Below are 12,303 nucleotides of genomic sequence, written 5' to 3' on the forward strand. Positions count from 1 at the left end.
ATCGTATTCTTTGGAAGAACACTAACGGTTCCTACGGAGAATGGATCACCGACAGTAACGGCGCTTATATCAGCAGCGGCGACACCGCGAACGTGGTTGATCTTGAGACAGTCTATAACACGGACCTGAACAACGACGGTACAATTGGCCACAAGACAACGACAATCGAAACAAACGGCTCCAACACACTTGGCTCGTCTACCCGCGGCGTCTATGTCATCGACGCCGCCATCAACCTAACTCGCAACGGAGCAAACGCCGGGCCTAACAGCTATCCCGGATGGCAAGCCATACATGCCGAGGCGGACGGCAGCGGTTATCGTATTCTTTGGAAGAACACTAACGGTTCCTACGGAGAATGGATCACCGACAGTAACGGCGCTTATATCAGCAGCAGCATTGTTCCCAATGTCATAGATGTCGAAGCCTTTTATGGTTACGACATCAACGGTAGCGGCACCGTCGGATATGCACTTCCAAAGCTGGCCGCGCCCTCGTCTATCGACCCGAAAATGGTATCTGAAGACGGGGTTTTGGACCCGACTGATTGGGACGAGACTAACGATCTGTTGAGTTTTGTGTCTGAAATGACCGCCGGAGAAGATGTTGAGGACACCTATACACTGGTCGAAATGTTCAATGGTCGAAGCCCAGAATTTCCCGGTGCCGCCAATCAAGACGATATCAAATGGCTTGATATTCCGAAGTACGAAGTTGAGGAGGATATCGAACCTCGGCTTGCAGCTCTACATGAGGAGGATGGCTTCCTTCTTTAATTGGTTGTAGTCCTCACGGTGTAAGTCTTTCAGAAAAATACGGATCTTCTCTTCTGCTGAATACTGTTTGCGCGTCGTGCTTCGGATGTCCTTGACGATCTTTTCGCCATGGCTCGTGCGTGTTCCGGGTTTCTGTCTCATCTCCACTCCTTGGTGGTTACGATGGGCCAGAAGCCCTCTCTTATCAAATCACCCTAAACTGTCCCATTGGCGCTGACGTTAGACACGCTCGAAGATCGTTGCGTCGCGCTTTGGACAGAGACACCACACAAAGCCTTACCGGGGTCCACCGCTGACGTTTTGGGAAGCCGAGAAGCCCATGCTGATGGCACTTCCGCCAGCCTTTGATGGCTTCATCGAGCACAGCAAGCGTGTGTCCCCGACATGTCTGATTACCTTCGAACGCAATCGCTACAGCGTGCCCGCCAGCTTTGCGAACCGCCGTATCAGCCTGCATGTCTACCCTGATCGGCTGGTTGTCGTCGCTGAGGGGCAAACGGTTTGCGAGCATGCGCGGATCATCGAACGGTCTCATCGCAAGCCCGGCAAGGTCATCTATGACTGGCGCCACTATCTCGCTGTTATCCAACGCAAACCGGGCGCGCTTCGGAATGGTGCTCCGTTCGCGGAGATGCCAAGCGCCTTCCGTCAATTGCAGGATCATATGCTGCGCAAAGAGGGCGGAGACCGAGAGATGGTCGATGTCCTGTCATTGGTTCTTCAGCATAATGAGGAAGATGTCCTGTGCGCGGTAGAACTGGCGCTGGAAGCGGGTGTGCCGACCAAAACGCATATTCTGAACCTGCTGCACCGATTGATCGACCGTAAGCCGACAGATCACCCCGAAGTCGATCCGCCGGACGCACTGGCATTGCAAACAACGCCAGAGGCCAACGTCGATCGCTATGATGGGTTGAGACAGGCTGGGGAGAAGCGCCATGCGTCATGACCCAGCAGGAGCCTCTATCGTCATCATGCTGCGCAGCCTCAAGCTCTATGGTATGGCAAATGCCGTCGACGACCTGATCGCCCAGGGCCCGCCAGCGTTCGAAGCTGCCACGCCAATGCTGTCACAGCTGCTCAAGGCCGAGATCGCCGAACGAGAGGTGCGGTCTATCGCCTACCACACAAAGGTCGCCCGCTTTCCAGCATACAAAGACCTGACGGGCTTCGACTTTGCATCGAGTGAAATCAACGAAGCAACAGTGCGGCAGCTGCACCGCTGCGAGTTTATCGAAGCAGCAGAGAATGTCGTGCTGATCGGTGGACCTGGCACGGGCAAAAGCCACACAGCCACTGCAATTGGCGTCCAAGCGATTGAGCAACACAGGCGCAAGGTCCGCTTCTTCTCGACCGTGGAATTGGTCAATGCGCTGGAACAAGAAAAAGCACTCGGCAAAGCAGGGAAGATGGCTGAGATGCTGACCATGGTCGACTTGGTCATCTTGGACGAGCTTGGCTATCTGCCCTTCAGCTCATCCGGAGGCGTACTGCTCTTTCATCTGCTTAGCAAACTCTATGAGCGCACCAGCGTGATCATCACCACCAACCTCAGCTTCTCGGAATGGGCGCAGGTCTTCGGGGATGCAAAGATGACCACGGCTCTCTTGGATCGGCTTACCCACCGCTGCCACATCCTCGAAACTGGCAACGACAGCTACCGCTTCAAGGCCAGCTCAGAGGCTGCAAAGAAAACAGGAAAGGAGACCAAAACATTGACCGCGTCATAGACCACGGCGCATAACTGAGGGTTGGTCAAATCTCGGTGACAATTTATGGGCATACCGGGTCAGTTCTCAGTGACAATCAACACCAGATCCTCAAACCACAAAACCGCTCGGCTGTCCCAAAGTATCTGACGACGGACAATGTGGGAGATAAATTTTATATCTTCGCGCCCGAGAAACAGAGTTCGCCCAACGCACTAGACGAATGGATACGGTAAGAGATTTCGTGACTTCGCGGCAACCACCGATGTCTCTTTGGCAATCGTATTGATGAGCCTGAGTATGCCGAATTTTGCCAGTGATCAGAGACTCCCGCCACTCACCACCTCAGCGCAGGATTCCGCCCCTATCCGCAACTGACCCCACAGCTGTAAGTCTGTCGGTCAAGTCGAGTGGGAAACCTTGCAATGGGTCAGTTAATACAACTCTGAGCTGCGCCACGGCGCAATCGGTCACAGGCCGCAGGAAATGGAGGATGCCTTCTATGCAAGCATGAATGCCCTTGATGAAGTCGCATAAGCTTTGAACAAAAAACTCTCCGGTAAACCCGGGGCGGTTCATTGCGCTTTTGAAGCCGCTGGCGGCGGTTGCCAATCACAGATACGTTTTATAAGCCTGTGATCTGGAACGAGGCGCAACTGGGGAGCTGACTGGATGCCACCGAGCAAGGTTATACGCGAGTTGCGCAGGCTGCTTTTCCAGATTGGCGGGCTGCCAAAGGCGATGCTTTACGACCCTTTTCGGCGGCTCTATTACAACTGTGTAGAACGTAAGCAGATCTCCCGGTTTGACGGGGCGGCGCCGCTAAATGAAAAAATCGCGATCTACCTGATTTTTCCCGGGCACGGCCTGCTCGCGTCGCATCTCGAGGCGATCAAATACATCGCCGCGGCGGGCTACGCACCGCTAGTTGTGTCGAACCTTCCGCTTAATGAGACAGACCGGGGCTGTGTCACAGAACAGGCCTGGAGATATCTCGAACGCCCCAATTTCGGCTATGATTTCGGCGGTTACCGTGATGCGATACTTGAGATCGAGGACCATTTGGACGACCTGCAAAGATTACTTATCCTCAATGATAGTGTTTGGTTTCCTCTGCCCGGCGCCTGTGACTGGATTGCAGAGGCCGAAACCAGCGGGCTGGATTTTGCCGCCGCCTGTTCACATGCCACGATCTACCAGATGAAACGGCGCAGGCCGCGTGGCGGTGACATGCCCGAGTATCAAACGTTGGAATGGGCCTATCAGCATACTGGTAACCGGAGGTTTCATTACGCGTCCTTTGCCCAATCGCTTGGTCCCAATGTGCTCCGTCATCCCGGGTTTGTGCGGTTCTGGAAGCGGTTGCGGCTGAGCAATTCGAAGTCTCGAACCGTCCGGCGCGGTGAGATCGGGTTTACCCGTTGGGTTCTGAGCACGGGGCTCAGCCATGGCGAGGCGTTGAACACAGCAGACCTGCCACAGCAGCTAGCCCGGCTTGGCACGGCTGAGCTCCGGCATATTGCAGAGACCTTGATCTCCTTCGGCCACCGTCACACGGCCGAGGTCGTGGCCTCCGCGCTGCAGGACAAAGCGCTCGACCGTGAAGCCCTGATCCAGTTGATCCTGTTTGTCGTGGCCCGCCAGGGGATCAGCTATGCAGTGCCGAATTTCACGGTTCCGCGCGGCTTTACCTTTCTGAAAAAATCACCGATTTGGGAAGATCACCGCACGTCGGACATTACGCTGGATGTGATCCGCACGTTACAAGGAGAGTTTGCCCAGTCGCTTTTCAACGAAGCCGTGGCGCTTCGTCCATTCCCTGAAACCACGCGCGCCCCGCACTAGGCGGCATCGTCTGGGGTGTTCAGAAATTCTGCAAGGGTCTCCCCCCGAACCGCGCGTCCAAGCAACGCGATAAGCTCCGATCGATTGAGTGTAAGCCAGCTCTCTTCCGCCCATCGTGGCGTGCGCCACATCGCCTGACGCAGTTCCCAGGAGTCGCGCACAGGGGCGGAGATAACCTCTGCAGGATTTATGTCCGCAGTTAGGGCCTCCAAACTTATGCTGTCCGCCCCAACAAGCACAGCCTCATAGGCCATTGGAAAGAAGGTCTCCGGGTTCTGTTTGAAATTGCCCGCGCGAAACGCGGGAAAAGCGATATAGAGCGGCGCGTACCCGAGGGCTGTCATGGCCTCCAGCACTTTCAGACTGCCGGACTCTTCGTTACATTCAGCCCAGATCACGGGCTTGCGCGCCTTCAGGTAATCGAAGTCACTGCGCAACGCGTTGAATTCCCACCCCTCGACATCGAGCTTCAGGCAATCGTAATCCCCATAGGTTTCCCGGATACGCCACAAGGGTAACGCCGTGACTTTTTTTTCAGATGTGACCGCGTCCTCGGGTGCGGCCACATAGGTAAGTGCGCCTTGGTTGCCATCCGTATCCCCGGCCTGAACAAGGGTTTCTTCCGTGAGGCCGATGGCATGGGAGGCGACATCCCACTCGCAGGGGCTGTTTTCCATAAGTGTGGTGCGCAAATACGGCTCCAGCGCCCGGCTGGGTTCGACTGCCAGAAGATGTGCCGGAAGCTGGTCCCAACTGGCCGCCATTTGCACGGCACCAAGCCCAAAGGTTCCCAGAAAGGCCCCACCGTCAACGACCCGGTCATTCTTGCGGATGAGCCTTGCAAAGAGCCGTTGCTCGATCGGGGCCCATTCCCCAAAAGCATGAAGCGCACTGACGATTAGATCGTCTGGCCAGTTGGGAACGGAGATCGTTCCATAAAGCGTGTCGATTCGAGCCATTTAGTACACACTGACACGGCTTAACGTCTTGGGGTTCCGCATGTGATCCTCTTGCCGTGTGGTGTTTTATAGTGAGTAGCATAATGATCAGGGGATACCAGCCCGAACTTGTGTTAAGAATAGCCACTGCTTTGCAGAACCGCCTACGCGGGGTTTATAGGCCTACGCCAGCATGCCGAAACGCAAGTCGATTTCAGTCACAGATAACCTTCTGCGGCCAGCCAGGCTTGAAACGAGCCGGTTCCGGATACGAAAGGTTCGGGGAAGGCGTTCTGTAAATCGACCCGGTTCCGGTACAATTCCCGAACCAATTTCGGTATTTTCGTACCATCGCTGAACTGACCATAGTGCCACCAACGGTCTGGAATGTCCGGATCCGTGTAGTTCTTGATTTTCTGGCGGTACCACCACCAAAGCTCGAAGATTTCGCTGTTCTCCCCGGCATAGCGACGGGTCATCGCATCCCCAATCGGACCAAGCTTGGTGAAGTGATAAAAGCGGAGTGGATGGCCATTGATCAACGCCAACCCCTCCTCATTGAATTTCATGGTGCGGCGGCTCAGGTTCCAGCTTGCGACATTGTAGCCGGGATCACGCAAAACGCGCACATCGTCGAAGAAGCAAGGTACAAGATTGCACCATTTCTGATCCACGAATACACCAATATCGAGCCGGTCGTGGCACCAATCGTCGAGACGCGCGGCCCACCAATCGGCAAAGCGCCGGGCTTCGGGACAGTTCTGCACCGCAACGAAGCCAAGATTGAACACACCGTAATCCAGCGAGGTGATCTCGTTGTCGATGAGTGCTTGGGTGTCCAGTTGATCGTCGGGATCGAGCTGGTGGGGGGTCAAAACGATAGAGGCAGTCTCAAGGATTTCGGACACTGGGGTGACCGGGTTAAACAGTGCGATATCGGGATCGAAGTAGAACACCTGCGTGCATTCGGGCTGATCCATGATGTGCTGCAAGGCCCGGCCTTTAACCGCCGTACAGGCCTCGACAATATCGTGTCGGAACAGCCAACTATTAGTTGTCTCGCCGTAAAGGTCTTCCGCGGTCACAACATGGTCAAAGTCTTCCTTACTCCAGTCGAGCTCGAAATCCGGTGGTGTCTTGTCGGTCAGAACCGCCCACAATATCCAATCGGGGTGATGTTTGCGCAGGCTGGCTGAGAGCACGCGCGCGCGGTTGAGATAGCTGTAAGAAAAACTTGTATAAGCGTGAACGGGCATATCAGGTTTTCCCCCAAAAGACGCTCAGCGAAAGCTGGCTGTTTGATGAGACGACCTCGGAGGCAGCGCGTTCGGCGCGGACTTGAGCTACCAGTGTGTCTACGGCGTCCGAGGACAAGAAGCGCATCAGGTCATTTACGTCTTTCAACACAACGCCGCGGCCCATAGCCTCAACAGTGGCCGCGACATTTCCCGAAACACTGTTGGTGATCAGCGCCGCCCCGCCTTGATAGGCTTCGTAAGCGGTCAAAGCGAAGGTTTCCGGCCATTGCGGCCAATGCAGCACAATATCTAACTTCTCAGCGGCAACGGCCTCAACCATCGCATTGGGCTGCTTTGGCGTGATCTGGATCGGCACGTTGCGAACTTTCGACTTCAGGTTTGATTTGAAGAAGGAGACGAATTCGAACCTGTCGCGCAGAGCCTTGTCATGGGCCAGTTCTTCGAAAACCGGCCAGCCCTTGTGCCGCACGGGAGTGCCGAGAAAACCAATGCGAATGCGGGCGGACGGCGTTTCTGACACAGGCGCTGTCCGGTCTTGCCAGGACAGGGTGAGGTGCGGAACAGACAGGGTCTTTGCTGCTGGGAGGCCTGCCCGGGCCAGCCACAGATTGTGTGTGAACTCAGACGGTGCCAACACGGTGGGGGACAATGCCTCAAAGAGGTGTTTCATGCGTGGCAGATGGTGCACCCGCTCCTCGCCATAGGCACAGACCTCGCAGGCATTGGAGGTCACATCCGGCGCGCCGCAATAGCTCAGATCGTTGCGCAGCAGCTTATAGCCAGGGCAAATTGTGAAATAGTCATGCAGCCAAAGCACTATATTTTCAGACACGATATGTGTGCCGAGCTGTGCGATCTGTTCGGGGTTGTGCCCGAGCAAATGGTGTATGGTGAGCGACAATTTCGTGCCCTCGTGCCGCAATGAACTAATTGCCGCGATCAGATCCGACATAAGGCAGGTACCGACGGTTTGTCCATTGATCATGAGTACAACGGCGATATCGGTGTTCTCGGCACTTGCAAGGCAGGGCAAGGGTTGCGCGGGGTGGATGTTGAGAAAATGGCCGCCCGCCTTGTTGACGAGATCTTGTTCGCGCATCAGACAGACTTGCACACCGCCTGGGACTTCCGTGTAGTTGTCATGGCTAACGGACAGAACGGCCCATGTACCGTGGATTTGGTCCAGTTTCTGGATGACTTCGTCTTGGGGCAGAAGCTGTGGCGATTTGCCGGCCCGCTTCCAACCCTCGGCTTGTTCGGATACCGGATGAAGCTGGTTCAGCACGTCGATCTGAGGCAGCGTGGTCTCAGCCTTTGTTTGAAAGGGCGACAAAGGCGCAGCTGCACGGGTGAGCCAAGGTCCAAAGACGGGGCGTACCATTCCATTTTTTTTGTAGACTACACGCTGAAGACCCCGTCTTGGGGTTTTATTGCGACGAAAAACGACGAGCCTTACCAGAGACCGAGGCTTCCAGTCTTCACGAAAAAATACCTTATTCCAGTTCAAATTTTGGATCCTCAGAGATTGGCAGCTAGCGAAACACGTGAGTTACCGACAAGTTTCTCGGCTATGGAGGGGCTACCATTGACGGTTGAAACCTTCAATCATATTTATTGCCTCAGGGCGAAAGCTTCCCTGACAGGGGTTTGCTTTCAGTTCCCTTCCGGCTTTGGAGCCTTTGCTTTTGTTATAACCGAGTAGAAGTTGTTCAAGGACAGCATCAAAACCTCGCGGAGAATTCGGTCTCGATTCAGGGGTTCTTCAATAAACAACACAGGAACGGGTTTCTATAGCTTGTTGCGCGAACTGAATCGTGCCCGCCTCAAAGTGAGAAAGCGGAGGCTTGCTGAGAAAGGTAAATCTTCCTAAAGGTCAGACGACCGGGAGATTCCTCCAGTCTTATCAAATTCCGAGATGTAAATGAACGGACAAGCATTGAAACCGCGTGTTACAATTATCAGTGTAACCTATAACAGCGCCAGCACTCTTCCTCAGATGCTGGCGTCGGTTCCCGATGGTGTTCCGATAGTGTTGGTCGACAATGGTTCGGGCGATTTAGAAGAGCTAAAGCGGCTTGCACAACTCAAGAACGCCAAACTCATTCTAAACGACCAGAACATGGGTTTTGGAGTAGGGTGTAACCAGGGTGCAGCCGGGGTAGAGACGGAATACTTGCTGTTTTTGAATCCGGACGCGCGCTTAACGAGCGGCAGCTTGGAGAAGATGCTGGCCGGTGCAGACCGTCACAAAACTGCTTCAGCGTTCAACCCCGCATTTACTCAAAAGTCTGGCAAAGGATTGCTGAAACGATCCAGTGTCTTGCTACCACGTAATAAGTGGTTGCGCGGGATTGAAACCGATACTGATTTACAGGTTCCGATATTGTCTGGCGCAGCGTTGCTTGTGCGCCAGTCGGCGTTCGAGAAGGTCGGTGGATTCGATGCAAATATCTTCTTGTACCACGAAGATGACGACATCTGTCTGCGTTTGAATGAACAAGTGGGGCCCTTGATATTCCTTCCCGACGCGGAAGTAACCCATATTGGTGGAGAATCTTCTCCCAAAAACCCAAAGATAGCTGCGATCAAAGCCTGGCACATGGGTCGCTCACGTGTTTACGCGGCACGCAAACACAAACGCCCGGCTCCTTTTTTGAATGCATTGATAAGTGCTTTACTGCAGGTGGCTTCACCTCTGGTTTTGTTTTCAAAACGAAAACGCGCCAAACAGGTGGCTTTTCTACGAGCTGTATGGTCAACGCGGAACTTGTCTTCATCGACTTCGGGCAAACAGCACGAGTAAAAACGCACGGCTTTTTTCAAGCTTTCCGGCCCCCAACGGACCTCTGACATTGGGGTTTGACTGTTTTGCTAACAACCGGCCTGAGTCTGCAAAAAACAGTCGGCGTGGTATTTCTCTAAATCCACACATTTATCTTGAATACGAGGTAATGTAAGATTTTTTTGTTGTACTTGGGTGGTTTTGTGGGATTACTGTGGAAACTTGTGGTGGAATTTGAGGACCCCGATGCAGCAAGACTCACTTCAGACAAAAAGTGAGTGCCAAAGGCTTTTGTTTGGGCTTTACCCAGACCAACGCCGACAAGGGGCTTTCTAACTTATCGCCTCCAATACCCGCGCTTCATCGCTAAACAGGATAGAATCGAATGCTGAATCCAAGGACCTCACAGACCGACGAAAGCGCCGACCTGCTGTCTCATGCGGTAAAGATAGCTGACCTGGCCAGCAAAGCAGCGCGGGGGTATTTTCGTGGCGCGCTGGGGGTCGAGTTCAAATCGGATGAAAGCCCGGTGACACAGGCCGACAAGGGTGTTGAATCCCAGGTTCGCGCCTATCTTGAACAGTATTTCCCCGATCACGGCGTCTTTGGAGAAGAACATGGGTTCGAAGGGCAGGAATGCCGCGAGGTTTGGATCATCGACCCGATCGATGGAACCCGGTCATTCCTGTCAGGTCATCCGCTGTTTGGGTTTCTGTTGGGGCATCTGGTTGACGGCAAACCCGATATCGGCGTGATCGGCATGCCGGCGATAAATGAAGTGTTTACCGGCGTTTTTGGCCAGGGCGCCACGTTGAATGGTCATGCGATCACGACTTCGGCCCAAACGCGGCTGGATCAGTCCATTCTTTTTGTAAACGAAGGGGACAAGATCTATCGCGATCATCCGGCGTTATTCGACAGGCTGATGCAATCTGGACAGACCAGACGGTTCGCCTATGATTGCTACCCCCATGCCCTGCTGGCGGCGGGTCATGTGGATGCTGTGATCGACTATGATCTACAGCCCTATGATTACCTGCCAGTGCTGGCCGTGGTTGAAGCTGCGGGTGGGGTGATGACAGATTGGCAGGGTCAGCCGCTTGACTTGAATTCTGACGGCCGGGTGATTTCAGCGGCTACACCCGAGCTGCACGGGGAAATGTTGGACTTGGTGAACGGGTAGGATCATGGCGATAGTAAGCTTTCTCATCAGCCTGGCCGGAGCCACGATGCTGCTGCTTTACGCAGTGCGGATGGTCCGCACTGGGATCGAGCGCAGCTATGGGGCTTCGTTCCAGCGCCTCATGACGGGCCAAAGCCATTACGCGCAGGCGTCAATGGTCGGCATTGTGATGGCGGTGGTTCTGCAAAGCTCGGCAGCGGTTGCCCTTTTGACATCGGGTTTTGCTGCTGGGGGGTTCCTGACCTTTCCCACCGGCCTTGCAATCGTGCTGGGCGCTGATCTCGGTTCGGCGCTGATTATTCAGGTGTTGTCATTCCAGCTGGGTTGGCTGATACCTTTGCTTCTGGCGGTTGGCGGGTATCTGTTTGTCAAGACCGAGGCCAAGAGGCCCCGGCAATTGGGGCGCATCCTGATGGGGATTGCGTTCATCTTGATTTCATTGCGCTTTTTGCGCGAAGCCATGGACCCGATCCGGGACAGTGCCTTTCTGCCTGCCGTCGCCGAGTATCTGGCACGCGACTATATTACAGCGTTTCTGGTCGGCGGCGCGCTGGCCTTTGTCATGCATTCCTCGGTCGCGGCAATCCTGATGTGTGTGACGCTGGTCCAGATTGGCGCGATTCCGTTTGCCGCCGGGCTGTCGCTGGTATTGGGGGCCAATTTCGGTTCAGCCTTCATACCTGTTTGGTTGAGCCGGGGGATGGAGATGCCTGCCAGGCGCATACCTTTTGCCAACCTGGCCTTGCGCGGCAGCTGGGCGATAGTCACCCTTTTCGCGGCGACTGCGGCACTGCGTGCCGGTGTTCTGGGGGATTTGCAGGGCGGTCAGATGCTAGTCAATGCGCATCTAGCGTTCAATGCTTCGTTGCTGGTGCTGGCGCTGCCGTTCTGCGGGCGTTTGCGCACGCCGTTCGAGCAGTTTTTTCCGGACCCGAAATCTGCGAACGCGCTGGCCCAGGCAGGTCGCCCGGCCAGCGCGCTGGATGTGCGCACCGCCGGCAGCCCCTCCCAGGCGCTGTCCAGCCTCAAGCGTGAACTGCTGCGGATGAGCGATCTGGTCGAGTCGATGTTCCGCCCGTCACTGGAATTGTACCGCAGCGGCGACAAGGACCAGATACGCGCCGTAAGGGACATGGACGAAGATGTGAACGACTGCCTGTCGGGTATTCGAAAATTCGTGGCCGCCATTCCCGAGGAGACATTCGGAAAGCAGAACGCAAAAGTGGCACGCGACCTGATGGAATACGCAATCCGTCTGGAAACTGCGGGCGACGTTGTTGCCAAGCGGTTGACCGTTCTGGCGGGCGACATGCGGAAGAAAGGTGCTTCATTTTCAAAAGACGGCTGGTCGGAACTGGTTGAGATGCACGAAGGCATCCTCGCCAACCTCAAACTGGCCTCAAACGTTCTGATCTCGGACGATCTGGAAAGCGCCCGTCTGCTGAGCCTTGAGAAAACCGAAATCAAACGGGCCGAGCGTGACAGCCGCAAACGCCACCTCAAACGCTTGCAGCACGGCAGTACGGAAAGCTTTGAGACCAGCGATATCCACCTGGAAACCCTGCGCGCGTTCCGGGAATTCAACAGCCACATCGCTGCGGTGGCCTATCCGATCCTGTATCGAAACGGGCAATTGCTGGAAACACGCCTGATCGAAGAAATGCCGCGCAAAGAGCAGGGCGAGGACACAGAGGTCTAGGCTATCGGTACCGGCAAAGGTCGGTTTCGTAGGGGTACGGTCTGTTACAGATTGTACCCGCTCAGGCCGGTTTCTGCCGCTTTTGCGCGTGCCGTGCTGGACGCGGGATTAG

The 12,303-nt window shown here is 55.0% G+C and carries 9 protein-coding genes and 1 pseudogene; 7 read left to right on the plus strand and 3 right to left on the minus strand.

Going from position 1 to position 12,303, the window contains the following annotated elements; all coding sequences use genetic code 11:
• The 4 genes and pseudogenes from AC2FLU_RS05075 to AC2FLU_RS05090 form a co-directional block, all read left to right on the plus strand.
• Positions 1 to 776, plus strand: a 776-nt coding sequence (locus tag AC2FLU_RS05075) for a hypothetical protein (protein ID WP_496808975.1), incomplete at its 5' end; no start/stop codon positions are given.
• 228 nt (positions 777 to 1,004) lie between these two features.
• A pseudogene (locus AC2FLU_RS05080) lies at positions 1,005 to 1,725 on the plus strand (Mu transposase domain-containing protein); the annotation flags it as partial.
• On the plus strand, positions 1,715 to 2,506 hold the full coding sequence (istB, locus tag AC2FLU_RS05085) for an IS21-like element helper ATPase IstB (protein WP_496808974.1): 792 nt from the start codon (positions 1,715 to 1,717) through the stop codon (positions 2,504 to 2,506). The pseudogene AC2FLU_RS05080 and the gene istB, both read left to right, overlap by 11 nt.
• Before the next feature lie 651 nt (positions 2,507 to 3,157).
• Positions 3,158 to 4,330 (plus strand): rhamnan synthesis F family protein, encoded by a 1,173-nt coding sequence (locus tag AC2FLU_RS05090; RefSeq protein WP_480606590.1) that lies wholly within the window; start codon positions 3,158 to 3,160, stop codon positions 4,328 to 4,330.
• Here the strand turns inward: AC2FLU_RS05090 and AC2FLU_RS05095 are convergent.
• The 3 genes from AC2FLU_RS05095 to AC2FLU_RS05105 all read right to left on the minus strand — a co-directional run bounded on the left by AC2FLU_RS05095 (position 4,327) and on the right by AC2FLU_RS05105 (position 7,908).
• Positions 4,327 to 5,289, minus strand: coding sequence for an FkbM family methyltransferase (locus AC2FLU_RS05095; protein WP_496808973.1), 963 nt, complete (start codon positions 5,287 to 5,289; stop codon positions 4,327 to 4,329). The genes AC2FLU_RS05090 and AC2FLU_RS05095 overlap by 4 nt on opposite strands.
• Before the next feature lie 197 nt (positions 5,290 to 5,486).
• Positions 5,487 to 6,524, minus strand: a complete 1,038-nt coding sequence (locus tag AC2FLU_RS05100; RefSeq protein WP_496808972.1) for a hypothetical protein — start codon at positions 6,522 to 6,524, stop codon at positions 5,487 to 5,489.
• A gap of 1 nt (position 6,525) precedes the next feature.
• Positions 6,526 to 7,908: a glycosyltransferase family protein gene (locus AC2FLU_RS05105; protein WP_496808971.1), complete on the minus strand. Its 1,383-nt coding sequence runs from the start codon at positions 7,906 to 7,908 to the stop codon at positions 6,526 to 6,528.
• 540 nt (positions 7,909 to 8,448) lie between these two features.
• On the opposite strand from AC2FLU_RS05105, the gene AC2FLU_RS05110 reads away from it, so the two are divergent.
• The 3 genes from AC2FLU_RS05110 (at position 8,449) to AC2FLU_RS05120 (ending at position 12,191) form a co-directional block, all read left to right on the plus strand.
• Positions 8,449 to 9,330: a glycosyltransferase family 2 protein gene (locus tag AC2FLU_RS05110; protein WP_496808970.1), complete on the plus strand. Its 882-nt coding sequence runs from the start codon at positions 8,449 to 8,451 to the stop codon at positions 9,328 to 9,330.
• A gap of 364 nt (positions 9,331 to 9,694) precedes the next feature.
• A complete protein-coding gene (locus tag AC2FLU_RS05115) occupies positions 9,695 to 10,492 on the plus strand; it encodes an inositol monophosphatase family protein (RefSeq protein ID WP_496808969.1) in 798 nt (265 codons plus the stop codon).
• Positions 10,493 to 10,496: 4 nt separating this feature from the next.
• On the plus strand, positions 10,497 to 12,191 hold the full coding sequence (locus AC2FLU_RS05120) for a Na/Pi cotransporter family protein (RefSeq protein WP_496808968.1): 1,695 nt from the start codon (positions 10,497 to 10,499) through the stop codon (positions 12,189 to 12,191).
• Positions 12,192 to 12,303: the final 112 nt, after the last annotated feature.

The sequence above is a fragment of the Ruegeria sp. SAZD013 genome, from assembly GCF_059612525.1.